This window comes from Falsiroseomonas sp. CW058 (assembly GCF_050563535.1).
GTDB lineage: Bacteria > Pseudomonadota > Alphaproteobacteria > Acetobacterales > Acetobacteraceae > Falsiroseomonas.
On sequence record NZ_JBNXUO010000005.1, the window covers coordinates 1 to 25,652 of the forward strand.

At 71.6% G+C, this 25,652-nt stretch carries 22 protein-coding genes; 7 read left to right on the top strand and 15 right to left on the bottom strand.

What is annotated here, in order from left to right; translation table 11 throughout:
* The coding region (locus ACK8OX_RS05940; RefSeq protein ID WP_430663023.1) for a helicase-related protein at positions 1–2,589 on the bottom strand (2,589 nt) is incomplete at its 3' end.
* A 147-nt stretch (positions 2,590–2,736) separates the two neighbouring features.
* Here ACK8OX_RS05940 and ACK8OX_RS05945 point away from each other — a divergent pair.
* Positions 2,737–3,879, top strand: a complete 1,143-nt coding sequence (locus ACK8OX_RS05945; protein WP_430663024.1) for an MFS transporter — start codon at positions 2,737–2,739, stop codon at positions 3,877–3,879.
* Here the strand turns inward: ACK8OX_RS05945 and ACK8OX_RS05950 are convergent.
* From ACK8OX_RS05950 to acnA, 3 genes are all read right to left on the bottom strand, one after another.
* A complete protein-coding gene (locus ACK8OX_RS05950) occupies positions 3,848–4,636 on the bottom strand; it encodes a metallophosphoesterase family protein (RefSeq protein ID WP_430663025.1) in 789 nt (262 codons plus the stop codon). The two genes, ACK8OX_RS05945 and ACK8OX_RS05950, sit on opposite strands and share 32 nt — an antisense overlap.
* Before the next feature lie 51 nt (positions 4,637–4,687).
* On the bottom strand, positions 4,688–5,635 hold the full coding sequence (locus tag ACK8OX_RS05955) for a diacylglycerol/lipid kinase family protein (RefSeq protein WP_430663026.1): 948 nt from the start codon (positions 5,633–5,635) through the stop codon (positions 4,688–4,690).
* A gap of 139 nt (positions 5,636–5,774) precedes the next feature.
* A complete protein-coding gene (gene acnA, locus ACK8OX_RS05960; protein ID WP_430663027.1) occupies positions 5,775–8,471 on the bottom strand; it encodes an aconitate hydratase AcnA in 2,697 nt (898 codons plus the stop codon).
* Positions 8,472–8,662: 191 nt separating this feature from the next.
* Between acnA and ccmA the strand changes: the two genes are divergently transcribed.
* From ccmA to ACK8OX_RS05975, 3 genes are all read left to right on the top strand, one after another.
* Entirely contained in the window at positions 8,663–9,253 is a 591-nt protein-coding gene (ccmA, locus tag ACK8OX_RS05965; RefSeq protein ID WP_430663028.1) for a heme ABC exporter ATP-binding protein CcmA, read from the top strand.
* A complete protein-coding gene (ccmB, locus tag ACK8OX_RS05970; protein WP_430663029.1) occupies positions 9,250–9,909 on the top strand; it encodes a heme exporter protein CcmB in 660 nt (219 codons plus the stop codon). Before ccmA ends, ccmB begins: the two co-directional genes overlap by 4 nt.
* A 65-nt stretch (positions 9,910–9,974) precedes the next feature.
* Positions 9,975–10,400: a hypothetical protein gene (locus tag ACK8OX_RS05975; protein ID WP_430663030.1), complete on the top strand. Its 426-nt coding sequence runs from the start codon at positions 9,975–9,977 to the stop codon at positions 10,398–10,400.
* A 49-nt stretch (positions 10,401–10,449) separates the two neighbouring features.
* On the opposite strand, the gene ACK8OX_RS05980 is transcribed toward ACK8OX_RS05975, so the two are convergent.
* The 3 genes from ACK8OX_RS05980 to trxB all read right to left on the bottom strand — a co-directional run bounded on the left by ACK8OX_RS05980 (position 10,450) and on the right by trxB (position 15,111).
* On the bottom strand, positions 10,450–12,711 hold the full coding sequence (locus tag ACK8OX_RS05980; RefSeq protein ID WP_430663031.1) for a M10 family metallopeptidase: 2,262 nt from the start codon (positions 12,709–12,711) through the stop codon (positions 10,450–10,452).
* Between the two features lie 360 nt (positions 12,712–13,071).
* Positions 13,072–13,977 (bottom strand): LysR family transcriptional regulator, encoded by a 906-nt coding sequence (locus tag ACK8OX_RS05985; RefSeq protein ID WP_430663032.1) that lies wholly within the window; start codon positions 13,975–13,977, stop codon positions 13,072–13,074.
* A gap of 117 nt (positions 13,978–14,094) precedes the next feature.
* Positions 14,095–15,111 carry a thioredoxin-disulfide reductase gene (trxB, locus tag ACK8OX_RS05990; RefSeq protein ID WP_430663033.1) on the bottom strand — a complete coding sequence of 339 codons (1,017 nt, stop codon included), beginning with the start codon at positions 15,109–15,111 and terminating at the stop codon, positions 14,095–14,097.
* Positions 15,112–15,233: 122 nt separating this feature from the next.
* On the opposite strand from trxB, the gene ACK8OX_RS05995 reads away from it, so the two are divergent.
* Both ACK8OX_RS05995 and ACK8OX_RS06000 read left to right on the top strand, forming a co-directional pair.
* The gene (locus ACK8OX_RS05995) at positions 15,234–15,728 is read left to right on the top strand and encodes an Lrp/AsnC family transcriptional regulator (protein ID WP_430663034.1); all 495 of its coding nucleotides are present in this window, start codon (positions 15,234–15,236) and stop codon (positions 15,726–15,728) included.
* A gap of 62 nt (positions 15,729–15,790) precedes the next feature.
* Positions 15,791–17,062: a hypothetical protein gene (locus tag ACK8OX_RS06000; protein ID WP_430663035.1), complete on the top strand. Its 1,272-nt coding sequence runs from the start codon at positions 15,791–15,793 to the stop codon at positions 17,060–17,062.
* 3 nt (positions 17,063–17,065) lie between these two features.
* Here ACK8OX_RS06000 and ACK8OX_RS06005 read toward each other — a convergent pair whose 3' ends face one another.
* The 8 genes from ACK8OX_RS06005 to carA all read right to left on the bottom strand — a co-directional run bounded on the left by ACK8OX_RS06005 (position 17,066) and on the right by carA (position 25,014).
* Entirely contained in the window at positions 17,066–18,316 is a 1,251-nt protein-coding gene (locus tag ACK8OX_RS06005; RefSeq protein ID WP_430663036.1) for a threonine ammonia-lyase, read from the bottom strand.
* 7 nt (positions 18,317–18,323) lie between these two features.
* Positions 18,324–18,797, bottom strand: a complete 474-nt coding sequence (greA, locus tag ACK8OX_RS06010; protein WP_430663037.1) for a transcription elongation factor GreA — start codon at positions 18,795–18,797, stop codon at positions 18,324–18,326.
* A gap of 141 nt (positions 18,798–18,938) precedes the next feature.
* A complete protein-coding gene (gene carB, locus ACK8OX_RS06015; RefSeq protein WP_430663038.1) occupies positions 18,939–22,175 on the bottom strand; it encodes a carbamoyl-phosphate synthase large subunit in 3,237 nt (1,078 codons plus the stop codon).
* A gap of 12 nt (positions 22,176–22,187) precedes the next feature.
* Complete coding sequence (locus ACK8OX_RS06020; protein WP_430663039.1) at positions 22,188–22,475, bottom strand: hypothetical protein; 288 nt, start codon at positions 22,473–22,475, stop codon at positions 22,188–22,190.
* Positions 22,472–22,732: a hypothetical protein gene (locus tag ACK8OX_RS06025; protein ID WP_430663040.1), complete on the bottom strand. Its 261-nt coding sequence runs from the start codon at positions 22,730–22,732 to the stop codon at positions 22,472–22,474. Before ACK8OX_RS06025 ends, ACK8OX_RS06020 begins: the two co-directional genes overlap by 4 nt.
* Positions 22,732–22,977, bottom strand: coding sequence for a hypothetical protein (locus tag ACK8OX_RS06030; RefSeq protein ID WP_430663041.1), 246 nt, complete (start codon positions 22,975–22,977; stop codon positions 22,732–22,734). The genes ACK8OX_RS06025 and ACK8OX_RS06030 overlap by 1 nt, the downstream gene beginning before the upstream one ends.
* Positions 22,974–23,606, bottom strand: coding sequence for a LysE family translocator (locus tag ACK8OX_RS06035; protein ID WP_430663042.1), 633 nt, complete (start codon positions 23,604–23,606; stop codon positions 22,974–22,976). The genes ACK8OX_RS06030 and ACK8OX_RS06035 overlap by 4 nt, the downstream gene beginning before the upstream one ends.
* Positions 23,607–23,613: 7 nt before the next feature.
* Complete coding sequence (carA, locus tag ACK8OX_RS06040) at positions 23,614–25,014, bottom strand: glutamine-hydrolyzing carbamoyl-phosphate synthase small subunit (RefSeq protein ID WP_430663043.1); 1,401 nt, start codon at positions 25,012–25,014, stop codon at positions 23,614–23,616.
* 155 nt (positions 25,015–25,169) lie between these two features.
* Here carA and ACK8OX_RS06045 point away from each other — a divergent pair, with 155 nt between their 5' ends.
* Positions 25,170–25,631 (top strand): GatB/YqeY domain-containing protein, encoded by a 462-nt coding sequence (locus ACK8OX_RS06045; RefSeq protein WP_430663044.1) that lies wholly within the window; start codon positions 25,170–25,172, stop codon positions 25,629–25,631.
* Positions 25,632–25,652: the final 21 nt, after the last annotated feature.

Sequence of the window (25,652 nt, forward strand, 5' to 3'; positions counted from 1 at the left end):
GCCGAACATGGTGGCGGGGTCCCAGCGTTCCGCGGGCGCCTGGTCGGGGCGGCCCTGGCGGCCCTCCCCCCGCGGCGCGTCCGGGCGGCGGGGGCCGCGCGGCGCCGGCCGTTCGGGTCGCACGACACCGATCCGGGCCGGTGCGGGCGGGCCGAACTGCCCTTCCTCCATCGGCGTCCCGGGCAGCAGGCGGAAGCCCATCGCCTCCAGCGCCATCGGCAGCGTGTCGCCTTTCACGCCGAGGCGCGAGGCCAGTCCTTCGGGCACGGGCGCGGGGGCCCGGCGGGTCAGGTAGCCGATCTCGCCCGCGATCCGCTCCGCGACATCGAGCCGCAGCAGCACGCGGCCGGCCGGCATCCAGCCCATCGCCACGGCGAAGCCCTGCGGCCAGCCATCCGGCCCGCGCGGCTGGTTCGGGTCGGCGGGCGGGGGCAGCGGCGTCTCGGCCAGCGTCACGGAGACAAGGCCGGGATTGGGCAGCAGCGGGGTCGGTATGTTGCGCCGCAGGGCCCAGAGCTGCGCGCGCAGCCCCATGGCGCGCGGCTTCAGCACCTCCGGCAGGTATAGCGCATAGCGCCCGGCGCGGATGCCGATGGCCTTCAGACGCGCCCGCAGCTCGGCCGGCACCTCGCGGTCCGTGGCGCCGGGGGCGAGGCCCATCGCCTCCCGCAGGCGCCAGGCGGGGCCGCGCAGCGTGTTGTCCTCGGCGGCCTTCGCCTCCACCGCCTCGAGCCCGCCGAGTTCGCGCTTCACCATCGCCTCGAGCCAGGCGACGAGGCGCAGCCGGACCCGTTCGCGCTGCGTGTTGTCGAGGAATTCGGAGGCGATGACGTCGAGATGCGGCTTCAGCGGTTCCGGCCCCGGCCGCAGGCGCGCCACCTCGGACCCGTCCCACATCACGCGGTGCTGCGGGGTCAGGGTGAAGGCCTCGTCCTTCGCCGTTTCCAGGCTCGCCAGGCGGCGCGGCATCTCCTCCCGGAGCGCGCGGCGGGCGGCGCGCAGCACCAGGCGGCGCTCCTCCTCCTTCGTCGCCTCCGGGTCGGGCTCGAACTGGAAGCCGCGGATGCGGCCGACCGTGTGGCCTTCCACCACCACCTCGCCCTGGCGGGTGACGGCGGAGAGCAGGTCCTTCTCGGTGTCGTCGAGGCTGCGGATCAGGTGCGCGGCGCGGCGGTCCACGAAGCGGGCGATCAGGCGCTCATGCAGCGCGTCGCTCACCGCGTCCTCGGCCTTGCGGGCCTCGGCCTGGTGGGCGGCGGCGTCGGCGATCCAGTCGGCGCGGGCGGCGACGTAGGACCAGACCCGGATGTTGGCCAGCCGCGCCATCAGCGTGTCGAGGTCGCCCTCAACGTTGCCGAGCGCGGCGATGCTGCCGGCGACCCAGTCCGTCGGCAGGCGCCCGGCGGTGGACAGTTCGCGGAAGATGCGCGCGCAGAGCCGGGTGTGGCTGTCATCGGCGATCTTGCGGAAGTCTGGGACCTGGCAGGCTTCCCACAGCAGCCGCACGCGGGCGCGGCCCTGGGCGAGCTTCCGCACCTCCTCCTCCCGCGCGAGGTGGGAGAGGGTGATGTGGTCCGTCGCGTCGTTGCCCTTGGCGAGGCCGGGCTGCGGCGGCGGCAGGGCGAGGCTGTCGAGCAGCGCGTCCACCGACCCGAAGTCGAGATCGGCGTTGCGCCAGGCGATCTGCGACAGCGGCTCGAACTCGTGGCCCTCGATCTGGCGGGCCATCTCCTCGGGCAGGGGCGGGCAGTCGGCGGTGGTGCCGAAGCTGCCGTCGCGCATGCCGCGGCCGGCGCGGCCGGCGATCTGGGCGGCTTCCTGGGCGTTCAGCGTGCGGATCTGGTGGCCATCGAACTTCTGCAGCGCGGCGAAGGCCACATGGTCCACATCCATGTTCAGGCCCATGCCGATGGCGTCCGTCGCCACCAGGAAGTCCACTTCCCGGTTCTGGTACAGCGCGACCTGGGCGTTGCGCGTGCGCGGGCTGAGTCGGCCCATCACCACCGCGCAGCCGCCGCGGCGCCGGCGCACCGCCTCCGCGATCGCGTAGACCTCGGTCGCGCTGAAGGCGACGACGGCCGAGCGCGGCGGCAGCTTGGTGAGCTTGGCGGGACCCGCATGGGTCAGGCGCGACAGGCGGGGCCGCGTCTCGATCTCGGCCTGGGGGACCAGCCGCTGCAGCAGCGGGCGGATCGTCTCCGCGCCCAGGAACATCGTCTCCACCAAGCCGCGGGCGTGCAGCAGGCGGTCGGTGAAGATGTGGCCGCGGTCGGCGTCGGCGCAGAGCTGGATCTCGTCCACCGCGACGAATTCCGCCCGGCGGTCGAGCGGCATGGCTTCCACCGTGCAGGCGAACCACCGCGCCTCGGGCGGGACGATCTTTTCCTCCCCCGTGATCAGCGCGACATGCCGTTCGCCCTTGGCGGCGACCATGCGGTCGTAATTCTCGCGCGCCAGCAGGCGCAGCGGGAATCCGATGATGCCGGAGGCATGCGCGAGCAGCCGCGTGATGGCGAGGTGCGTCTTGCCGGTATTGGTCGGGCCGAGCACGGCGCGGACCCGGGGGGCGAACATCTGGCGGTCGGACATCTTGTTGGTCGGCTTGGTCCGTCGGGGGTATGGGTTCCGTGACACGATGAGCCGCCCTTGGCAACTGCGGGCGGATCGCCGCGCCCGGATGGCGGTGCACCGAACCGGCCTTGGCGCGCGGGCAGGCAGCGGGCAGCTTGCCGCATCGTGAACGTCGCCGCGCGCCATTCCTGGCTTTTCGCCACCCAGTTCTTCGCCTTCGGCATCGTCCTGCCCTTCCTGCCGGCCGTGCTGGCGGCCCGCGGGCTGGATGCGGCGGAGGTCGCGGCGGTGCTGGCCCTGGGCTCCGCCGTGCGGCTGGTCGCGGGGCCGGCCGGGGGCTGGGCGGCGGATGCGCTGGGCGCGCCGCGCCTGGTGCTGGCCTGCGCGGCGGCGGCAAGCGCGCTGGCCGCCTGCGGCCTGCTGCTGCTGGCGGGCTTCGTCGCCATGCTGGCGGTGCATGCGGTGCTGAGCGCGGCCATGGCGCCGATCGTGCCGCTGACGGATGCGGTGACCACGGCGGCTATCCGGGGGGCGCGCTTCGACTACGGCCGGGTCCGGGCCGCGGGTTCGGTGGCCTTCATCCTGGCCGCGCTGCTGGGCGGACAGGCGGTGGCCCGCTTCGGGGTGGATGGCGCGGTGGCGTTGATGGTGCTGGGCTGCGCCGGCGCGGCCGTGGCGGCGCTGCTGCTGCCGGCGGCGCCGCAGGCGGTGGTGGGCCGGCCGCGCGGCCTTGCCGCCTTCACCCTTCCCCTCCGCATCCCCGCCTTCCGGCGCCTGCTCCTGGTCTCCGCCCTGGTGCAGTCGAGTCACGCCTTCTACTACGCCTTCGGCACCCTCCATTGGCAGGCGGCGGGGCTTGGCGCGGGGCTGATCGGCGCGCTCTGGGCCACCGGCGTGGTCGCGGAGATCGCGCTGTTCGTCTGGGGGCGCGGCCTCGTGCTGCGGCTCGGGCCGGTCGGGCTGTCGCTCCTCGCGGCGGGGTGCGGCGTGCTGCGCTGGGGGGTGACGGCAGTGACGGCCGATCCCTGGCTGCTGTTCCCGGCGCAGGTGCTGCATGCGGGCACCTTCGGGGCGCAGCACCTGGCGACGATGGCGGTGCTGGGGCGCGTCGTGCCGGTGGCGCAGGCGGGCACGGCGCAGACGGTGCATGCCGCGCTCGGCCCCGGCCTGGCGATGGGCGTGCTGACCCTGGCCTGCGGGCCGCTCTACGAGGGCGCCGGCGGAGGCGGATTCTGGGCCATGGCGCTGCTCTGCGCGGCGGCGGTGCCGGCCTCGATCATGCTGGGGCGGGCGCTGTCGCGGGCGTAGCGGGCTGGTCGTGCCAGGCCTCTCCGTTCCAGACGCGGGTGGCGACCCGCGCCTGCCCGTCGCGTACCGTGATGCGATGGTAGGCGTTGGGCGTGCCGCGCAGCCGGTGGGAGGTGGCGGTGGCCGCCTGCACCAGCAGCATCCCGTCCGAGACGGCGGCGGGGCGGATGTCCGGCAGGTGCAGGTGCCCGGTCAGCACCAGGCGCACGCCGTGCCGGGCGAAGGCCGCAAGGGCGGGGCCCGCATTGCCCACGGTGCGCGCCCCCGGCGCCAGCGCCGGCGGCGCGAAGGGGTGGTGCGCGACGACGATGCGGAACAGGCCCTTCGGCAGCGCGCCGAGCCGATCCTCGACCTTCGCGAGCCGCGACCGGCTGACCCGGCCGCGCGCCCAGTTGAGGTAGAGGCCGCCGCGCCGGGCGGTGTTGATGCCCACCACGGCGATGCCGCCGCCCTGCCAGACCGGCTCCGTCTCCGCCGAGACGTAGTGACGCCAGCGCCCCCAGGGGTCGGCGAAGCGTTCCAGCAGGTCATAGGGGGTGACGTCGTGGTTTCCCGGCACCGCGAGGACGGGGGCGGGCAGGGCGCGGAGGAAGCGGATCGCGGCCTCGAATTCGCGGTGGCGGGCGCGCTGCGTCAGGTCGCCGGAGACGGCGACGAGGTCGGGCGGCGTGAGGGCGATGTCGGCCGCGAGGGCGGCGACCACGGCCGGGTCCTCGGCGCCGAAATGCAGGTCCGACAGATGCGCGATGCAGGTCATGCGGGACGGGGCGGCCGGCGCTTCGCGCGACGCTGGCGGGGGCGCATGCGGCTAGGCAAGCTGGCGCCCGGCACCGGTGGTGGCCATGGCGCCCGCCGCCCCGGACGGCGGCGGCACGATCACCCGCAGGGCCCGGGGGTGGATGCGGTAGACGAGGGGCGAGGCCAGGATCATCGCCTCCCCATCGCTCATCACGCGCAGCGCAGCGCGGGGGGAACGGATCGTCACCTGCCTCGCCGTGCGCTCATGCACCAGCCGCGCGCCGCGCCAGCTGCCGAGGAACATGCCGGTGACGAGCCGCACCCACCACCACAGCCCGTAGCGCCGCGCGACGTAGAGCGTGAGTTCCCCCGCATCGAGCCGCGGGCGCGTCATCACCAGGCCGAACCCCTCCGCATAGCGGTTGTTCGCCACCGAGAGCGCGCGTGTCCAGAGCCGCACCGGCCGCCGCCCACCATCGAGCTCGACCCGCAGCCGCATCGGCCGGTGGCGCCAGGCGGCCCGCAGCCCGGCGATGGCGAAGGCGATGCGCGTGCGGAGGCTCGCCCGGCCCCGGTGGCGTTCGCGGTGCCGGCCGAGCCAGGAGGGCGAGCCGATGACGGAATTGCACAGGTAGACGTGGCCATTCACCTCGGCGACGTCGATGGCGCGGATCGTGCCATGCGCCAGCGCATCCGCGGCCGCGCCGAGTTCCAGCGGGATGCCGAGGTCCTTCGCCAGCATGTTCATCGTGCCGAGCGGCAGGATGCCGAGCGCGGTGCCGCTGTCCTTCAGCCGCGCGGCGGCGGCGGCGATGGTGCCGTCGCCCCCGCCCACCACCACCGCATCCGCGCCATGGGCGACGGCGTCGTCGAGCCGCGCGAGCAGTCCGCCGGGGTTGTCGGGGATCAGCACCGCGTCGAGCCCGGCGGCTTCGAGATGCCGCGCCACCTCGGCCTCCGCCTCGTGGCGGCCGAGCATGGAACCGGCGGAGGCGTTGAGGACGACGGCGATGCGCATGCGTGATGCGGAACGGTGCCGCGGCGCGGGGGTTCGCCGCGGCGCGAAAGGAAAGGGGCGCGGCCCTTGCGGACCGCGCCCCAGGCACTTCGCCAGCCAGTCCCCGCCCCCTTTCCCGCTTGGGGCAGGGGCAAGGGGGTCAGGCGGCCTTCGCCATCCCACGCAGCACGTAGTTCAGGATGCCACCGTTGCGGTAGTACTCGACTTCGTCCGCCGTATCGACGCGGCAGAGCAGCGTCGTGCGATGGGTGGAACCGTCGGGACGGTGGATCACCATCGTGACGTCCATCCGCGGCTTCAGCTCCTCGATCCCGAGCAGGTCGATCGTCTCGGCGCCGGTGATGCCGAGCGACTTGCGGTCCTCCCCTTCCTTGAAGACCAGCGGAAGCACGCCCATGCCGACCAGGTTCGAGCGGTGGATGCGCTCGAAGCTCTCGGCGATCACCGCCTTGACGCCCAGCAGGAAGGTGCCCTTCGCCGCCCAGTCGCGGGACGAGCCGGTGCCGTATTCCTTGCCGCCGAAGATCACCAGCGGCACGCCTTCCTTCTTGTACTTCATTGCGGCGTCGTAGATCGGCAGCACCTCGCCCGAGGGGTGGTGCTTGGTGACGCCGCCCTCGGTGCCGGGGGCCAGCTCGTTCTTGATGCGGATGTTGGCGAAGGTGCCGCGCATCATCACCTCGTGGTTGCCGCGGCGCGCGCCATAGCTGTTGAAGTCGCGCTGCAGCACCTGCCGCTCCAGCAGGTAGTCGCCGGCGGGCGACGCCTTCTTGATGGAGCCGGCGGGGGAGATGTGGTCGGTGGTGATGCTGTCGCCGAGCGAGGCGAGGATGCGCGCGCCCTGCACCGGGGCGATGGCGGAGACCTCCATCGTCATGCCGGTGAAGTAGGGCGGGTTCTGCACGTAGGTGGAGCCGCCGTTCCAGCGATAGGTGTCGCTGTCCGCATCGACGCGGATGGCCTGCCACTGCGCCGGGCCCTTGAAGACGTCGCCGTAGCGTTCCATGAACATCTTGCGGGTGACGACGGAATGGACGGTGTCGTTCACCTCCTTCTGCGTCGGCCAGATGTCGCGCAGATAGACCGGCTGGCCGTCGCTGCCGGTGCCGAGCGGCTCGGTCGTCAGGTTGATCTTCACCGTGCCGGCCAGCGCATAGGCCACCACCAGCGGCGGAGAGGCCAGGTAGTTGGCGCGGACATTGGCGTGGACGCGGCCTTCGAAGTTGCGGTTGCCGGACAGCACGCTGGACACCACCAGCCTGTTGTTCTCCACCGCATCCACGATCTCGTCGGCGAGGGGGCCGGAATTGCCGATGCAGGTGGTGCAGCCATAGCCGACGGTCTGGAAGCCCAGCGCGTCGAGATCCGCGCTCAGCCCCGCCTTGTCGAGGTATTCGGTGACCACCTGCGAGCCGGGGGCGAGCGAGGTCTTCACCCAGGGCTTCGGCGTCAGGCCCTTGGCGCGGGCCTTGCGCGCCACCAGGCCCGCGGCGACCAGCACGTAGGGGTTCGAGGTGTTGGTGCAGCTGGTGATGGCGGCGATCACCACGTCGCCATGGCCGAGGTCGTAGTTCGCGCCCTCGACCGGCACGCGCAGCTCCGCCTTGTCGCCCGGCACGCCCATCGTCCCGGCCGCGAGATCCTTCGAGAAGGAGGCCGCGACGTTCGACAGCGCGACCCGGTCCTGCGGCCGCTTCGGGCCGGCCATCGAGGGTTCGACGGTGGAGAGGTCGAGTTCGAGCGTGTCGGTGAAGACCGGGTCGGGGGTGGAGGCGTCGCGCCACATCCCCTGCGCCTTCAGGTAGGCTTCCGTCAGCGCGATGCGGTGCTCGTCGCGGCCGGACAGGCGCAGGTAGTCGATGGTGGTCTTGTCCACCGGGAAGAAGCCGCAGGTCGCGCCGTATTCGGGCGCCATGTTGCCGATCGTCGCGCGGTCGGCCAGCGGCAGGTCCTCGAGCCCCGGGCCGAAGAACTCCACAAACTTGCCGACCACACCCTTCTTGCGGAGCATCTGCGTGACGGTCAGCACCAGGTCGGTCGCGGTCACGCCTTCGCGCACCTTGCCGATCAGCTTGAAGCCGATGACGTCGGGGATGAGCATCGCGATGGGCTGGCCGAGCATCGCGGCCTCGGCCTCGATCCCGCCCACACCCCAGCCGAGCACGCCGAGGCCGTTGACCATCGTGGTGTGGCTGTCGGTGCCGTAGCAGCTGTCCGGGAAGGCATAGGTGTCCGGCCCGTCCTGCGCGGTCCAGACGACCTGCGCGAGGTATTCCAGGTTCACCTGGTGGCAGATGCCGGTGCCGGGCGGCACGACGCGGAAATTGGCGAAGGCGGACTGGCCCCAGCGCAGGAACTCATAGCGTTCGCCGTTGCGCTCGAACTCGATGTCGACATTCTTCTGCAGCGCGTCCTTGCTGCCGGACACGTCCACCATCACCGAATGGTCGATGACGAGGTCCACCGGCACCAGCGGGTTCACCTTGCGCGGGTCGCCCCCCAGCGTGCCCAGCGCGTCGCGCATCGCGGCGAGGTCCACCACCGCGGGCACGCCGGTGAAGTCCTGCAGCAGGATGCGGGCGGGGCGGAACGGCACTTCCTTGGCGGAGCGCGCATCCTTCACCCATTCGGCGATCGCCTTCGCGTCGGCCACGGTGTAGCTGCGCCCATCCTCGAACCGCAGCACGTTCTCCAGCAGGACCTTCAGGCTGAAGGGCAGGCGGGAGATGTCGCCGATGCTGGCTGCCGCCTCGGGCAGGCTGAAATAGTTGTAGTCCTTGCCGTCCACCTTGAGGGTGCGGCGGGTCTTCAGGCTGTCCTGCCCGATCATCCGCATGGTCCGGGGTCCCCGTATCGCCCAGAAGGGCACGCTGTTGGGCGCCAGGCCCGGTGCGTCCCGGCTGCGGGGCGCGTTACGCCGGATCGAGGCGCGGTTCCGCCGGGCCGCTTTCGCGGCCGCAGCATGCGGCTTAAACCACAGGGGCGGGGGCCGGTCCATCCGGCCCGGAAGGGGACCATACCGGACAGATGCTGGAAGCGCAGGACCTGGCCTGCTGGCGAGGGGAGAGGCCGGTCTTCGCCGGGCTGTCCTTCACCCTTCCCCCCGGCGGGGCGCTGCTGCTGACCGGCGCGAACGGCGCGGGCAAGTCCACGCTGCTGCGGCTGCTGGCCGGGCTGCTGCCGGCAGCCGAGGGACGGCTGCTGTGGCGGGGGGAGGATGTGGCGGCGGACCGCGTCGCCCATGCCGCGCGGCTGCGCTACCTCAGCCACCAGGACGCGCTGAAGCCATCGCTGAGCGTGGCCGAGAACCTGCGCTTCTACGCCCGGCTCTGGGGGGGGGAGGTCGCGCCGGCGCTCGATGCGCTGGGCCTTGGCGCGCTGTCGGACCTGCCGGGGCGGGTGCTTTCCTCCGGCCAGAAGCGGCGTCTCGCGCTCGCGCGGCTCGCGCTCGCCCCGGCGGCGCTCTGGCTGCTGGACGAGCCGACGGTGGGGCTCGACGCGGCGTCCGTCGCGCGGCTCGGCGCGCTGCTGGCGGAGCACCGGGCGAGGGGGGGGGCGGTGATCGCGGCGACCCATCTGCCGCTGCCGCTGCCGGATGCCGGGGGCCTGCGGCTGTGACCGCCTTCCTGGCCGTGCTGGGGCGCGAATTGCGGCTGGCGATGCGGCACCCCGCGGACACGCTCGCCGCCGTGCTGTTCTTTGTGCTGGTCTGCGCGCTGTTCCCCTTCGGCGTCGGCCCGGCTCCGGAGACGCTGGCGCGCATCGCGCCGGGCGCGCTGCTCGCCGCCGCGCTGCTGGCGGCGCTGCTGCCGCTCGACCGGCTGTTCGGGGCGGAGGCGGAGGACGGGTCGCTCGACCAGCTGCTGCTGTCGGGCCTGCCGCCGGCGGCGCTGGCCGCGGCGAAGGCCGCGTGCCACTGGGCCACCACGGGGCTGCCGCTGCTGGCGGCGACACCGGTGGCGGCGGCGATGCTGAACCTGCCGACCGAGGCCTGGGTCACGGCGGTGCTGGCGCTCGGGCTGGCCACCGCGGTGCTGTCGCTGTTCGGCACGGCGGGGGCGGCGCTGACGCTGGGCGCGCGGCGCGGCGGCGTTCTGCTGCCGCTGCTGGTGCTGCCGCTGGCGATCCCGGCGGTGATCTTCGGCGCCGCCGCGATCGAGGCGGCGGCGGCGGGGCTGGAGCCGCGGCCCTACCTGCTGCTGCTGGCGGCGGTGCTGGCGGTGGCACTGCCGATGGCGCCGCTCGCCGCCGGCGCGGCGCTGCGGGCGGAGTAGCGCCCGGCCGGGAACCGCACGCCCCGCGCAACGCTTTCCTCCGCACGATGGCGTGAGAGGGAGCCATGGCGTTCAAGGGTAAGCCGCCGGGCGCCGGATCGGGCGAGATGTCGCGCCGCACCGCGGCGCTGCGGCCGGCCATCGCGCTCACCCCGGAGGAAGCGTCGAAGGCCCGCGCGCTGCGCCGGCGGGGAGCGGAGCCCGACGCCATCGCCGCCCATTTCGGCGTGCCGGTGGTGGAGGTGGAGAAGGCGCTGGTGCAGATGCGCTCCCCGCGGCCGGAGACGACGCGCGGAACGCTCAACGTGACGCTCGCCGCGCACCGGCTGGTGATGGCCGAGCGGATCGGCGACGAGCCGCTGTGGCGCACCGTCGACCGCCTGCTGGACGAATTGCTGCGGCGGCGCGCGGAGGCCATGCGTCGCCGTCCTGGCCCGGGCCGGCGACCGGGAGCCGCGCCGTTGCCGCTGTTCCCGGCCGAGGGCAGTTGAGGCCGCGCCCGGCGCGTAGGGGCACGAGAGGAGCAGGCGGCCGATCGGATCAGATGATGAAGATGTCCGGCGTGATCTGCGCCACCCGGATGCCGGTGAGCACGACCGAGCCCTGCCCGCCGAGAGAGAGCTCCGCCCAGCCAGCGCCCCCCAGCGCCGCCATCGCTTCGTCGAGGCCGGCGAAGAACGCCGAGACATGGAGCCGATCCTCGCCGAGGGTGAAGCCGAGGATGAGGTCCCTTCCCTCCGTGTCGCCCCCGAATTCGAAGACATCCGCGCCGCCGCCGCCGATCAGCGTGTCGACCCCCTGCATCCCGAGCAGGGTATCTGCCCCGTCGCCCCCCAGGATCTGGTCGTCACCCCGATTGCCCGAGAGCAGGTCGTCCCCCGCGCCGCCCAGGATCGTATCCTGGCCGTCCTGGCCCAGCACCGTGTCCGCCCCGGCCCCGGCGCGCAGGAGATTGGCGAGCAGATTGCCCGACAGCATGTTGTCGGCGCCGTTGCCGGTGCCCTCGACCGCGTAGCCGGCCAGGGTCAGGCCCTCCACCCCGTTCGGCAGGCGGTAGGACAGGCGCGACACCAGCAGGTCCACGCCGCCGTCCGGCGTCTCGATGATGCGGTCGGACAGGTCGTCCAAGATGTAGGTGTCGTTCCCCGCCCCGCCCGAAAGCGTGTCCTGGCCGGCGCCGCCGACCAGCCGGTCGCCGCCGGCGCCGCCGAACAGCGCGTCGTTGCCGGTGCCGCCGTCGATCAGGTCGTCCTCCGTCCCGCCATCCAGGCGGTCGTCGCCGCCGAAGCCGAACAGCTGGTCGTTGCCGGCGCCGCCGCGCAGCAGGTTGGCGAAGCCGTTGCCGTGCAGGCTGTTGACCAGGGCATTGCCGGTGCCCTGCGCAGCGCCCGCGGCCTCGGCCAGCCGCAGGGCCTCGACATGGTCGCCGAGCCGCCAGGAGGTGGAGGCGAGGACGGTGTCCGCACCGCCGTCGCGCAGTTCCAGCACGCGGTCGCCCGCATCCTCCACCAGGAACAGGTCGCCTCCCGTGCCGCCCGCCAGGCTGTCCGCGCCGGCCCCGCCATCCAGCGTGTCGCTGCCGGCGAGGCCCGAGAGCGTGTCGCCCCCCGCACCCCCCTGCAGCCGGTTCGCGGCGGCGTTGCCGAGGATGCGGTCGTCGCCGCTGCCCCCGATCGCGTTCTCGATCAGCGCGCGTGGGTCACCTTCGTGCAGGAAGGCGTTGTAGACGCTGGCCTGTGCGCGGAAGGGCGCGCCCGGCTCCGCCTCCATCCCATCCGGCGTCAGGTTGGCGAGCTGCACGTCCGAGAGCACCGAGCCGGCGCCGGGGGTGAGATCGATCCTCAGCGCGTCCGCATATGCCGAGAAGTCGTACGTGTCCCGCCCGTTGCCGTCCCAGATGGTCAGCAGGATGCGGTTCGCACCTGGCGCGCCCTGGCCGACCCCGTCGACCTGCACTTCCCCCGTCGCCGGGTCGAACCGGTATGTGGTGTCGCCGGCATTGGTCGCGTAGTTGGCGCCGTAGAGATGCTGCAGGGCGCGGATGTCGTAGGCCATCCAGGTCTGCGGGAAGTCCCAGCTCAACTCGGGCGGTCCGTCGCTCGTGTCGCCCCCGGGGTGCATCTTGTACGCCATGTTCGTGAATTCGATGGCGTTGAGCGCGGACGGCATCTCGACGACGCCGCCACCGGCCAGGCCGGGACCCTGGTGCGGATGGGCGAGGCCGAGCGCGTGCCCCAGTTCATGCATGATGACATGCCAGGCGACCGAGCCCGGCTGCGGGTCGAGCAGCCCGCCGAAGCCGGCGCGGAAGAGCGAGGTGTTGAGCCAGACATCGCCGCCGCGGCCGGCCGGCGAGGCGTCCGAACCCTCGGCGCCCCAGGTCTCGAAGCCCGGAAACCAGGCGAAGCCGTAGACGCCCTGGATCGAGGGTGCCGCGCCGAAGCGGAGCGTCGCCGCCTCCGCATCCTCGGTCCGGGTGACCGTAAGATGGGTGAAGGACGCGAGCGAGCCGAACCGTGCGGCCGTGCCGCCGGGAATGTCGGACGTGCCAGCCAGGATGAGGTCCAGCGCGCGGGTCAACGACGCGGTGGGCGCATCGAAGCCGGTGGCAAGGGCGCGGGGATAGGCGTCCCCCCACCCATCGGGACCGAGTGTCCGCGGCAGGGCGAAGGTGATCTGCGCCGATGTCCAACGCGTGCCGACCAGCAGGGCATCGAGGGTCGGATCGCCGGTATAGGCCACCCCTTCCCATGCGCGGCCATCCGCTGCGCCGGAGTTGTCGAGGAAGGAGGATCCGCTCACCGCATATACCCCGAGGCGCTGGACTATGCGGCACGGATAGCGTGCGATCGGATTGAATTCAATTGTGAGTTGAATATCAGATAGTTGGATGCGGAGTTCCAGGGCAGGAACGCGGCCGCTTCGTATGGCGCCCCATGAAAAAAGAAGCCCGCTAATCCATTGGATTAGCGGGCAGTCAAACAGGGAGGCTTCACGTCTGGGAGACGAAGGGGTTCGGAACAGTCATCCGAATGACCCTGTTCCAGCGTCGCCGCTGGAACGCCCCCAATCTAACCCCGAAGGTCGCATGCGCGATTGGTGAAAACGCCCGATCGGACATGCAGAATACGCATGGGTAGATCCTCGGCCTAATGAGGAACCCTATTGCGCGGCCATCCGTCCGGGTGCGGCAAGTTCCGCCACCAGGAAGTCCCGGAACACCGCCACGCGCTTCGAGTGTCGGAGCTCCTCGGGGTAGACGAAGAAGGCTTCGATGCGCGGGGCCTTCAGCTCCGGCAGGACCTGCACCAGGCCTTCCAGCTCATCGCCCATGTAGTCGGGCAGGGCGGCAAGGCCGAGGCCACTGCGCACCGCCTGCAGGATGCCGGGGAGGCTGTTCATCTCGAGCACGGCGCGGCGGGGTGAGCCGGGGCGCCGCCCGGCATCGGACAGCCAGTTCACGCTTTCCACCGGGGGGCGATAGTCGCCATAGACGATCATGCGATGGGCATCGAGATCCTCGGCCCGGTTCGGCATGCCCATCTTCTTGAGGTAGGAAGGTGCACCGCAGACGCGCCATCCGAAGGTGCCGAGGTTCCGCTGGATCAGGTCCGGCTGCCGCGGCGGGTGCATGCGGATCGCCACATCGGCTTCCCGCATGGCCAGATCGAGGTCGGCATCGTCGAGCAGGACGGTCAGCGTCACATCGGGGTGCAACTGCATGAAGCGGTGCAGGCGTGGGGCAAGCCAGACGCTGCCGAAACCCGTGGTGGTGGTCACCTTGAGCCGCCCGGTCGGCCGTTCCCGGCTCTCGGTCAGCAGGGCTTCCGTCATCGCCAGCTTGGCGAAGACCTCGCGCACCGCCCGGTTCAGTGTCTCTCCCTGCTCCGTCAGGATGAGGCCGCGCGCATGGCGGTGGAACAGCGGGACCTGAAGGGCTTCCTCCAGCGCCTGGATCTGGCGGGACACGGCGGACTGGGAAAGATTCAGCGTCTCGCCGGCATGGGTGAAGGACCCGGCCTCCGCGACGGCGTGGAATACCCTCAGCTTGTCCCAGTCGAGCGGCATTCCCGCGGCATCTCCCGTTGCGTCCGAATCGTGGCAGGCTGCCACGATCCGCTGCGCCCTGGGTAGGCCATGCGCGGAGGGAATGGCAGCACTTTTCTCGCGTTCGATGTGTGCGGATCAATCCCACGCCGCAAGGGCGGGCGCATCCTCAGGCATGTGCGCCAGGAATTTCTCGGCTTCCAGCGCGGCCATGCAGCCGGTGCCGGCGGCGGTCACGGCCTGGCGGTAGATGCGGTCCTGCACGTCGCCCGCGGCGAAGACGCCGGCCACCGAGGTGCGCGTGCTGCCTGGCTCGGTCAGGATGTAGCCGTCCCCGTCCATCGCGACCTGGCCACGGAACAGCGCCGTCGCGGGATCATGCCCGATCGCGACGAAGACGCCATGCACGGGCAACTCGCTCCGCTCCCCTGTCACGCTGTCACGGAGCGCGAGGGCGCGCGCCACGGGCACGCGGCCCGTCGTGTCGGCCAGCACCGCTTCCGCCACCGCGTTCCATCGCAGCGTGACGTTGGGGCGGGCGAAGAGCCGTTCCTGGAGGATCCGTTCCGACCGCAGGCTGTCGCGCCGGTGCACCAGCGTGACCGACCGCGCGAGGTTGGAGAGGTAGAGCGCCTCCTCCGTCGCGGAATTGCCGCCGCCGATCACCGCCACGTCCTTGCCGCGGTAGAAGAAGCCGTCGCATGTGGCGCAGGCGGAGACACCGAAGCCCGACAGCTCCTTCTCGCCCGGGATGCCAAGCCACCGCGCCTGCGCACCCGTCGCGATCACCAGCGAGGCGGCGATGAACCGGTCGCCGGAATCGGCCTCGGCCACGAAGGGGCGACGGGAGAGATCGACGCGGGTGATCACGTCCTGGATGACGGCGGTGCCGACATGCTCCGCCTGGGCCTTCATCTGGTCCATCAGCCAGGGACCCTGGATGGGCTCGGCGAAGCCGGGGTAGTTCTCCACCTCGGTCGTGATGGTCAACTGGCCGCCGGGCTGCATCCCGGCCACGAGCAGGGGCTTCAGCCCGGCGCGCGCGGCGTAGATGGCGGCGGTGTATCCGGCGGGGCCGGCGCCTATGATCAGCAGGCGGGTGCGGTGGGTCTGGGGCACGGTCTGGGTCCGGAAGGTGGGGCAGGTCCGGGGCATTCGGCCCGCCCTGCGCATCACGCCATCGATTCCGCGAATTTGGCCGCAGCACAAGTCTTGCAAAATTTTAATGTGGAACTATATTTCGTCCAACGAAATCGCCGGGACATGAAAGCCTGACCATGAAGCGCGCCGAAGCCCCCGACCTTGATCAGGTGGACTGGACGATCCTTGCCGAACTCCAGGCCGACGGCCGGATGACGAATGTGGAACTGGCCCGTCGCGTGGGCCTGTCCGCACCGCCCTGCCTGCGCCGCGTGCGGCGGCTGGAGGAGCAAGGGGTCATCCGCGGCTACCATGCCGATCTCGACCGCCACATCCTGGGATGGCAGATCACCTTCTTCGCCCTGGTGGGGCTTGAGACGCAGAAGGAGGCGGTTCTGTCCGCCTTCGAGCGGATGGTGTGCGGCTGGCCGGAGGTGCGGGAGTGCCACATGATCCGTGGAGGCGGGGACTTCCTGCTTCGCCTCGTGGCGCGGGACACCCAGCACGAGAACGCCCTGACCTCGCGCCTGACGGAGGCGCCCCACGTCCTGCGCGTCCAGACGCTGCAGACCATCCGCACGGCCTGCGACGTGACGGGCGTGCCGGTGGAACGCGAACTGGTCGAGGGCTGATCCGCGCCGCGGTCGTCGCGCTTTCCCTGTGCGCGGCGACGGCGGCAGGGGCCGAGGCGCCGGTGGCCGCCGCCTGTCCCCCCGGCCTGCCGGAAGGGCTGACCTGCCTGCGCGGGCGCGACGGGAACGGCGCGCATCTGCTGCTTGCCAGGCCCGCGCACTGGAATGGCGGATTGGTGGTGCATGTCTTCGGCGGCCCGCGCATGGCGCCGCCCGCGCCCGACACCACCGACGAGGACCTGATCCGCTACGCCGAATTCGTGCGGGAGGGCTGGGCCTGGGCGTCCACCAGCCGCCGCCGCGCCGGATTCGGCGTGACCCGCGGGGCCGAGGACACGGAAGCGGCGCGCCGTGCGGCGGTGGCCGCCTTCGGCCGTCCCGCCTTCACCGCCATCCACGGCCAGTCCTGGGGTGCGGCCGTGGCTGCCAAGGCGATCGAGGTGATGAACGTCCCCGGCCCGGATGGCCGCCGGCCCTGGGACGCCGCGCTGCTCACATCGGGCGTGCTGGCCGGGCCGACGCGGGCCTACGACATGCGGGTCGACCTGCGCGCCGCCTATCAGGCCGTCTGTGGCACCCACCCCGCCCCGCACGAGGCGCAGTATCCGGTGGTGCTCGGCCTTCCTGCCGGCGCCACGATGCCGCGGGAGGAGGTGATCACCCGCTACCTCGCCTGCACCGGCGCCGATCTCGCGCCGCAGGCGCGCAGCGCGGCGCAACGCCAGGCACTGGCCGACCTGGTGGCGGCCAGCCGCGTTCCGGAATGGGCCATCCCCGGCCATCTCTGGTGGGCGACGCAGGTCTTCGCCGACATCTCCGCCAACCTGACCGGGGGGCGGAGCGCCTTCGGCAATGCTGGCGTGCGATACCGCGGCACCGCCGACGACGAGGCGTTCAACGCCCGCATCCCGCGCTATGCCGCCGATCCGGCGGCGCGCGCGCGATTGGCCGCGGATGGCGACCTCGGGGGCGACGTCGCGATCCCCGTCCTGACCCTGCATGGCGTCGGTGACACGACCGTCTTCGTCGAGAACGCGGCCGCCTATCGCACCACGCTCGAACGCGCCGGACATGGGGACCGGCTGTTCCAGGTCTTCGTGGACGATGCCGAGCACCAGAAGCTCTCGCCCGTGCTGTATCCGGCGGCTCTCGCCACCCTGCGGCACTGGGCGGAGACGGGCCAGCGCCCGACCGCCGCGCTGTTCCGCGCACGCTGCGAGGCGATGCGCGCCGCCTACCCCGGCGACTGCCGCGTGCTGGAGGACTATGCCCCCCAGCCCTGGGAGGCGCGGGTCAACCCGCGGGAGCCGGGCGCGCAGCAGGCCGCGCGCTGAGCGTCAGCCGCGGCGCACCACGTAATTGCCGGCCTGCAGCGCCGCGATGATGGCGTTGCCCTGGCCCGCGTCGCGGACCTCCACCATCAGGTCGAGCTCGGTGCTCTGCACCGTCGGCGCGCCGAACAGCTGCTGGTGGTTGACCTCGATCACGTTGCCGCCGAGGGCGGAGATGCGCGTGGCGATGTCGGCCAGCATCCCCGGACGGTCGGGAATGTCGAGATGCAGGCGCAGGATCCGCCCGTCGCGCAGCAACTGGCGCAGCAGCACGTTGGACAGCGCCCGGGCGTCGATGTTGCCGCCGCAGACCGGAATGCCCACCGCCTTCCCGGCAAAGCGTGCCGGATGGGCGAGGAGCGCCGCCAGCCCGGCAGCCCCGGCCCCCTCGGCCACCACCTTGGCGCCTTCCGCCAGCATGGCGATCGCTTCCTCGACCGCCCGTTCCGGCACGACCAGCACCTCGATGCGGTGGTGCTTCAGCCAGGCGAAGGGCTTTTCGCCGACGTCGCGGACGGCGATGCCTTCCGCCACGGTGGGTCCGCCGACGCTGACGGGTTGGCCGGCGAGCCGCTGCGCCATGGCGGGGTAGCCCTCGACCTCGACGCCGAATACCTCGATCCCCGGCTTCAACTCCAGTGCCGCCGCGGCGCAGCCCGTCAGCAGCCCGCCGCCGCCGACCGGCACGGCCAGGGCCTCCAGCCCCGGGGCGTCCTCGAGCATCTCGAGGGCGGCGGTGCCCTGCCCGGCGATCACCGCGATGTCGTCATAGGGGTGGACGAAGGTCAGCCCGTCGCGCAGCGCGAGGTCATGCGCATGGGCCGCGGCCTCGGCCAGGGTTTCGCCGTGCAGCACCACCCGCGCGCCCCAGCCTTCGGTCCGCGTGACCTTGGTGGCGGGCGTGAAGCGCGGCATCACGATGGTGGCGCCGATGCCGGCGAGCGCGGCATGCCGCGCCACCGCCTGCGCATGGTTCCCCGCCGACATGGCGATCACGCCCGCGGCACGCTCGCGCGCCGTCAGCAGTGCGATGCGGTTGGCCGCCCCGCGTTCCTTGAAGGCGCCGGTGGCCTGCAGGTTGTCGAGCTTGAGGTGGACCCGCGCGCCCGTCGCGCGCGACAGCGCGTCGCAGCGGATAGTGGGCGTGCGCAGAACGGCGCCCCCGATCCGCGCCGCGGCCGCGCGCACATCGGCGAGCGTGACATGCGGCACGGCCGCGGGTTCGAGGATCGCGGCCTCGCCACGCAGGGGGGACATGCCGCGTTCAGGCGAAGCGGACGGCGGCGATCTCGTACACCCGGGCGCCGCCCGGGGCCGGCACCTCGACGCTGTCGCCCACCTTCTTGCCGATCAGCGCCTTGGCGAGCGGGGAGGAGATGGAGATGGACCCGGTCTTCATGTCCGCCTCGTACTGGCCGACGATCCGGTACGTCTTCTCGTCCTCCGTCTCCTCGTCCACCACGGTCACATGCGCGCCGAAGCGCACCTGGTTGCCCGTCATCTTGGAGACGTCGATCACCTCGGCCGAGGGGATGATCGATTCCAGTTCCGCGATCCGGCCCTCGATGAAGGACTGGCGCTCTCGCGCCGCGTGGTACTCGGCATTCTCCGACAGGTCGCCATGCGCACGCGCCTCGGCGATCGCGCGGATGACCGCGGGGCGCTCCTCGGCTTTCAACTGCCTGAGTTCGTCCTGCAGGCGAGCCAGTCCCTCCGCGGTCATGGGGAACTTCTGCACGTCGCGTCCTTCCTCCAGACGAGCCCGCCGGCCCCGCCTGCCGGCGCCGCGCCCGGGTTCCGGGACAGGCGCATGCACGGGGAAGCCGGTCGGGGGAAAACAGGCAGGGCGGGGGAAGGGTGACCCCTTGCCCCCGCCCGCTCAGAATGATCGCTCAAAGTAGGCCTGAAGCGGCGCCACATCAAGTGTTCCGCCCTTGAGCGCCGCGATGGCATGCACCGCGGCCCGGGCGCCCGCCATGGTGGTGTAGTGCGGGACGCCGTGCGTCAGGGCGCTGCGGCGGATGTCGAAGCTGTCGGACACGGTCTGCCCGCCGCTCGCGGTGTTGATCACCAGCTGGATGGCGTTCGACTTGATGGCGTCGACGCAATGCGGCCGGCCTTCCAGCACCTTGTTGACCACCCCGCAATCCAGCCCGGCCTCCCGCAGGCGCGCGGCCGTGCCGCGGGTGGCGATGACCCGGAACCCCATCTCGAGCAGGCGCCGCGCGAGCGTGACGGCGCCGGTCTTGTCCGCATCCTTCACCGAGATGAAGGCGGTGCCGGCTTCCGGCAGCTTCACCCCGGCGCCGAGCTGGGACTTGAGGAAGGCGCGCTCGAAGGAGCTGTCGAGGCCCATCACCTCGCCGGTGGACTTCATCTCCGGGCCGAGCAGCACATCCACGCCGGGGAAGCGGTTGAAGGGGAACACCGCCTCCTTCACCGCGACGTGGCGCGACACCGCGCTGTCATCCAGCCCGAACTCGCGCAGCGGCGCGCCCGCCATCACGCGCGCGCCGATCTTCGCCACCGCGACGCCCGTGGCCTTGGCCACGAAGGGCACGGTGCGGGACGCGCGCGGGTTCACCTCCAGCACGTAGATCTCGCCGTCCTTCACGGCGTACTGCACGTTCATCAGGCCCTTCACCTTCAGGGCCTTGGCCATCGCCTCCGTCTCGGCCTTCAGCTCCGTGATGATGGCGGGCGGCAGCGAGTAGGGCGGCAGCGAGCAGGCGCTGTCACCTGAATGGATGCCGGCCTCCTCGATGTGCTCCATCACGCCGGCCACATAGACCTCGCCATGGCCGTCGGCGATGCAGTCCACATCCACCTCGATGGCGTCGACCAGATACTGGTCCACCAGGATCGGGTTCTCGCCCGAGACCCTCACCGCCTCTGCGCCGAAGCGGCGAAGCTGTTCGCGGTTGTGGCAGATCTCCATCGCCCGGCCGCCGAGCACGTAGGAGGGGCGGACGACGACGGGATAGCCGATCCGCTCCGCCTCCCGCTCGGCCTCGTCCAGGTCGCGAGCCGTGCCATTGGCCGGCTGCTTGAGGCCGAGGCCCTTCAGGAGGTGCTGGAAGCGTTCCCGGTCCTCGGCGATGTCGATGGCTTCCGCGCTGGTGCCGAGAATGGGGATGCCCGCCCGGTGCAGCGCCTGGCTGAGCTTCAGCGGTGTCTGCCCGCCATACTGCACGATGCAGCCCAGCACCTCGCCGCGTTCCTGCTCCTTGCGGACCAGCGCGATCACGTCCTCGTCCGTCAGCGGCTCGAAATAAAGCCGGTCGGAGGTGTCGTAGTCGGTCGAGACCGTCTCTGGGTTGCAGTTGACCATGATGGTCTCGAAGCCGGCGTCGCGCAGCGCATAGGCGGCGTGGACGCAACAGTAGTCGAACTCGATCCCCTGGCCGATCCGGTTCGGCCCGCCGCCGAGGATGACGATCTTCTTCCGGTCCGTCGGGCGGGATTCGCAGGCGGGCGCGCCGAAGCCGCCCTCGTAGGTCGAGTACATGTAAGGCGTGTCGGAGGCGAATTCGGCGGCGCAGGTGTCGATGCGCTTGAACACCGGCACGACGCCGAGCGCCTGGCGTGCCGCCGCCACCTTCGCGTCCGGGAGCCCGGCGAGCTTCCCGAGCCGCCGGTCGGAGAAGCCGAGCGCCTTCAGCGCGCGGAAGGCCGTCGCGGTCCTCGGCAGGCCCTCCGCCTTCACCACGGCCTCAGCCTGGACGATGCGGTCGATCTCGCGGATGAACCAGGGATCGAAGCGGCAGGCCTCGTGGATCTCCTCCACCGACATGCCGGCGCGAAGCGCCTGGGCGACGACCAGGGAACGGTCGGGCGTGGGCGTCGCGAGCGCGGTGCGCAGCGCCGTGGTGTCCGCGATGTCGAGGTCGTCGAGGCCGGAAAGCCCGGTCTCGAGCCCGCGCAAGCCCTTCTGGAGCGCCTCCGCGAAGCTGCGCCCGATCGCCATCGTCTCGCCCACCGACTTCATGGAGGTGGTGAGCGTGGCGGGCGTGCCGGGGAACTTCTCGAAGGTGAAGCGGGGGATCTTCACCACGACATAGTCGATCGTCGGCTCGAAGCTTGCCGGCGTGACCTTCGTGATGTCGTTCGACAGTTCGTCCAGCGTGTAGCCGACGGCGAGCTTCGCGGCGACCTTGGCGATCGGGAAGCCGGTCGCCTTCGAGGCGAGCGCGGAGGAGCGGCTGACGCGCGGGTTCATCTCGATGATGACCATGCGGCCATCGGCGGGGTTGATGCCGAACTGCACGTTCGACCCGCCGGTGTCCACGCCGATCTCGCGCAGGCAGGCGATGGAGGCGTCGCGCAGGCGCTGGTATTCCTTGTCCGTCAGCGTCAGCGCGGGGGCGATGGTCACGCTGTCGCCGGTGTGCACGCCCATCGGGTCCAGGTTCTCGATCGAGCAGACGATGATGCAGTTGTCCGCGCGGTCGCGGACCACCTCCATCTCGAACTCCTTCCAGCCCAGCACGCTCTCCTCGACCAGCACCTCGGTCGTCATGGAGGCGGCGAGGCCGGCGGAGACGATCTGCTCGAACTCCTCGCGGTTGTAGGCGATGCCGCCGCCGGTGCCGCCGAGCGTGAAGGAGGGGCGGATGACGCAGGGCAGCCCGACCTCCTCCAGCGCGGCCTGGGCTTCCGCCATGGTGTGGGCGATGGCGGATTTCGGGCTCTCGATGCCGATCTTCGCCATGGCGTCGCGGAATTTCTGCCGGTCCTCGGCCTTGTCGATGACGTCGGCCTTGGCGCCGATCAGCTCGCAGCCGTATTTCGTCAGCACGCCCGATGCATCGAGCTTCAGCGCGGTGTTCAGCGCGGTCTGTCCGCCCATGGTCGGCAGCAGCGCATCCGGGCGTTCCTTGGCGATGATCTTCTCGACGATCTCGGGCGTGATCGGCTCGATGTAGGTCGCATCCGCCAGGCCGGGATCGGTCATGATCGTGGCGGGGTTCGAGTTCACCAGGATGACGCGGTAGCCCTCGGCCCGCAGGGCCTTGCAGGCCTGCGCGCCGGAATAGTCGAATTCGCAGGCCTGGCCGATGACGATCGGGCCGGCGCCGATGATCAGGATCGAATGGATGTCGGTGCGCTTCGGCATGTTCGTTCGGACCTATGCGTTGTCGTCCGGCGCGGTGCGGACCGGCCGGATGATCTCGGAATGGGATTCGCTGCGCAGGCTCTCCGGCCGGCGCAGCGCGGCATGCAGCACCAGCCCCAGGCCGCACAGCAGCGTCGTCGCGCCAGCGATGGCGGACAGCCAGGCGATGCCGGCAGGCAGGGGGATGGCCGCCAGGATCAGCCCCGCGCCGACGAGAAGCAGGCAGACCAGCAGCATCGGCAGGCTGCTATGCGTCGCGCTGCTGCGCAGCCGCTCGCCGGGCATGTCGCGCGGCGTCACTGCGCCGTCTCCTGCCGGCGTGCGGACCACAGCAGCACGGGCAGCAGCAGCACATGCGGCACGCCCCAGAAGGCCAGGGCGAGGGACATGTGGTTGCCGCCCAGCAGCGGCGTCGTCAGGCCGTGCACGGCGGCCGAGATGCCGAAGGCCGTCCAGGCGGCGCGCACCGGCGGGAAGACCCGCCGCAGCGACCCCGCCAGCACGAACAGCACCAGCCCCGAATAGCCGAGCGCAAAGAGGCCGAGCGCGAGTTCCATCAACGCTCCCTTCCCAGCAGCGGCCGCAGGGCGGCGAACAGCACCAGGTGCACGCCCAGCCACAGCCCGGCGAGCAGCGCACGGCCATCCGGATGATCGTCACCGGAGAGCACGATGAGCCCGACGACGAGCGCCGAGAGCGCCACGCCGCCGGCCCAGGCCCGCGGTCGTGCCTGGCCGAGCCGGCGGAGCGCCCACCAGCCCAGCAGCGAGATCGGCAGGGCGAGGATCAGCGCGCGGATCATGCGCGGCTCTCCGCCGCCAGCTTCACGGCCAGCAGCGCCAGCGCAAAGCCCAGCACCCATCGCTGCGCCGCCATCCAGGCCGGCTTGGTGGACAGGAACCGCGCCGTCCCGGCCGCGCCCCAGACCAGCAGCGCGTCCCAGGCCGCGCAGACCGCGATCTGCGTCGCGCCGAGTATCGCCGCCTGCAGGAACAGGCTTCCGCGATCGGCATCCAGGAAGGGCGGCAGCACCGCCATGTAGAACAGCGCCACCTTCGGATTGAGCGCCGCGGTGGCGAAGCCCACGCCGAACAGCCGTCCCGCCGGTTCACGCGGCAGGGCGCGCGGCGCGAAGAGCGGCTGCCCGCCCGGGCGCACGCATTGCCAGGCGAGGAACAGCAGATAGGCCGCGCCGCCGAGCCGCAGGACGTCCCATGCATAGGGAACGGCCAGCAGCGCCGCCGTGATCCCCGCCGCCGCGCAGAGCATGATCGCCAGCGACCCGGCCTGGCACCCAACCAGCGAGATCATCCCCGCCCCCGTCCCCTGCGCGAGCGAGCGCGAGACGAGGTAGAGCATGTTCGGCCCCGGCGTGACGGCGAGGCCGAGCGACAGCAGCGCGAAGACGAGCAGCGTGTCGGCGGACGGCATGCGTGCTTCAGCCGGTCCCGATCTTCCTCGGGGAATGCCGCTCGATCATCGCGGTGAAGCGGTGGAACAGGTAATGGCTGTCCGTCGGCCCCGGGCTCGCCTCCGGGTGGTACTGCACGGAGAAGGCCGGCCTCGACGTGCTGGCGATCCCCTCGTTCGAGCCATCGAACAGGCTGCGATGGGTCACTTCCACGCCCTCGGGCAGCGTCGCCTCATCCACCGCGAAGCCGTGGTTCTGGCTGGTGATCTCCACCTTGCCGGTCTTCAGGTCCTTCACCGGCTGGTTGGCGCCCCGATGGCCGCGTTCCAGCTTGTAGGTCTTCGCGCCGAGCGCCAGCGCAAGCAACTGGTGGCCGAGGCAGATGCCGAAGGTCGGCACGCCCCGCTCCAGCACGGCGCGGATCGCGGGGACGGCGTATTCGCCGGTCGCCGCCGGGTCGCCGGGGCCGTTGGAGAGGAAGACGCCGTCCGGTTCGTGGCGCAGGATGTCCTCGGCCGTCGCGGTGGCGGGCACCACCGTCACGGCGCAGCCGGCGGCGGCGAGGCAGCGCAGGATGTTGCGCTTGGCGCCGTAGTCCACGGCGACGACCTTGAACCTCGGCTCGGTCAGCTTGCCGTAGCCCCGGCCCCAGGCCCATTCGGCCTCGTCCCAGCCATAGGTCTGGCGGGTGGAGACCTCCCGCGCCAGGTCCATCCCTTCCAGCCCCGGCCAGGCCGCCGCCTTCTCGCGCAGGGCGGCGAGGTCGAACTTGCCGTCGGCCGGGAAGGCCAGCACGCCGACCGGCGCGCCACCGTCGCGGATGCGTGCCGTCAGCGCGCGTGTGTCGACGCCGGCGATGCCCGGGACACCGTGCGACTTCAGCCAGTCATCCAGGTGCCGCGTGGCGCGGTAGTTGGACGGCTCGGTCACGTCCTGCTTGACGATCAGGCCGCGAGCCGCGGGCGTCACCGCCTCGATATCCTCGGGGTTCGCGCCGACATTGCCGATGTGGGGGAAGGTGAAGCAGATGGTCTGCCCGGCATAGGACGGGTCGGTCAGCACCTCCTGGTAGCCGGTCATGGAGGTGTTGAAGCAGATCTCGGCGACCGTCGTGGCCTGCGCGCCGAAGCCGCGGCCCCAGAAGACGGCGCCATCGGCCAGCACCAGCACGGCGGTGGCGCCTTCGGGCGCGGTGTCCTCGGTGGTCACGTCGGCAGTCTCCGTGCGGGTCTTGCGGGCGGGGGTGTCGCTGCCCCTGGGCAGGTCGTCCAGGGTCAGGCCGGTGGCGGACAGCACGGCCGGCCAGTGCTTCGCCGGGATGGAACGGGCCTGGCGCCACTTGCGCACCGCTTCCGTCCCGATGCCGAGGCGCTGCGCCGCGGCGTCCTGGCCCCCCATGAGGGCGATGATGGCTTCGACCGTCCGCATGGGAGGGCATATGTGGGAAATTTGTTCCCCAGGCAAGGAAAAGGCGCGACTGGGAAGAATTTTCCCAGTCCCTGCCAGGATCACAGCGGGTCTTCCGGGGTGCTATCCCGTCGCCATGGATGACAGGGCAGAACCGCCCTGAAGGAGACCCTATCATGGCCGACGACCTGCGCAGCCGCTTCAACGCCTCCCTGAAGGAAGCGATGCTGGCCAAGGATGCTGCCAGGACTTCCACCCTTCGGATGATCCTGGCGAAGCTGAAGGACGTGGATATCGCTGCCCGCCCTTCCGGCGTGGACAAGGTGCCGGACGAGCAGGTGGTGGCGATGCTGCGCTCCATGGTGAAGTCCCGGCGGGAGAGCGTGGAGCTCTACCGGCAGGGCAACCGCCCCGAGCTGGTCGCCAAGGAGGAGGCGGAGATCGCCACCATCGAGGCCTTCCTGCCGCAGCAGATGGACGAAGCAGCGATCGCGGCGGCGGTGGATGCCGCCATCGCGGAGGCCGGGGCCGCGAGCGTGAAGGACATGGGGAAGGTCATGGCGGTGCTGCGGAAGCACGGAGGCGCGCTCGACATGTCGAAGGCGAACCCCCTCGTGAAGGCGCGCCTCGGAGGGTGATCCTGTGGTAAGGGAGCTGCG

Coding starts and splice junctions, on each gene's coding strand:
- ACK8OX_RS05950 (WP_430663025.1), bottom strand. CDS start 4,636: ATGACCTGCATCGCGCATCTGTCGGACCTGCATTTCGGCGCCGAGGAC.
- ACK8OX_RS05955 (WP_430663026.1), bottom strand. CDS start 5,635: ATGCGCATCGCCGTCGTCCTCAACGCCTCCGCCGGTTCCATGCTCGGC.
- acnA (WP_430663027.1), bottom strand. CDS start 8,471: ATGCGGATGATCGGGCAGGACAGCCTGAAGACCCGCCGCACCCTCAAG.
- ccmA (WP_430663028.1), top strand. CDS start 8,663: ATGCTGGAAGCGCAGGACCTGGCCTGCTGGCGAGGGGAGAGGCCGGTC.
- ACK8OX_RS05975 (WP_430663030.1), top strand. CDS start 9,975: ATGGCGTTCAAGGGTAAGCCGCCGGGCGCCGGATCGGGCGAGATGTCG.
- ACK8OX_RS05985 (WP_430663032.1), bottom strand. CDS start 13,977: ATGCCGCTCGACTGGGACAAGCTGAGGGTATTCCACGCCGTCGCGGAG.
- trxB (WP_430663033.1), bottom strand. CDS start 15,111: ATGCCCCGGACCTGCCCCACCTTCCGGACCCAGACCGTGCCCCAGACC.
- ACK8OX_RS05995 (WP_430663034.1), top strand. CDS start 15,234: ATGAAGCGCGCCGAAGCCCCCGACCTTGATCAGGTGGACTGGACGATC.
- ACK8OX_RS06005 (WP_430663036.1), bottom strand. CDS start 18,316: ATGTCCCCCCTGCGTGGCGAGGCCGCGATCCTCGAACCCGCGGCCGTG.
- carB (WP_430663038.1), bottom strand. CDS start 22,175: ATGCCGAAGCGCACCGACATCCATTCGATCCTGATCATCGGCGCCGGC.
- ACK8OX_RS06025 (WP_430663040.1), bottom strand. CDS start 22,732: ATGGAACTCGCGCTCGGCCTCTTTGCGCTCGGCTATTCGGGGCTGGTG.
- ACK8OX_RS06030 (WP_430663041.1), bottom strand. CDS start 22,977: ATGATCCGCGCGCTGATCCTCGCCCTGCCGATCTCGCTGCTGGGCTGG.
- ACK8OX_RS06035 (WP_430663042.1), bottom strand. CDS start 23,606: ATGCCGTCCGCCGACACGCTGCTCGTCTTCGCGCTGCTGTCGCTCGGC.
- carA (WP_430663043.1), bottom strand. CDS start 25,014: ATGCGGACGGTCGAAGCCATCATCGCCCTCATGGGGGGCCAGGACGCC.
- ACK8OX_RS06045 (WP_430663044.1), top strand. CDS start 25,170: ATGGCCGACGACCTGCGCAGCCGCTTCAACGCCTCCCTGAAGGAAGCG.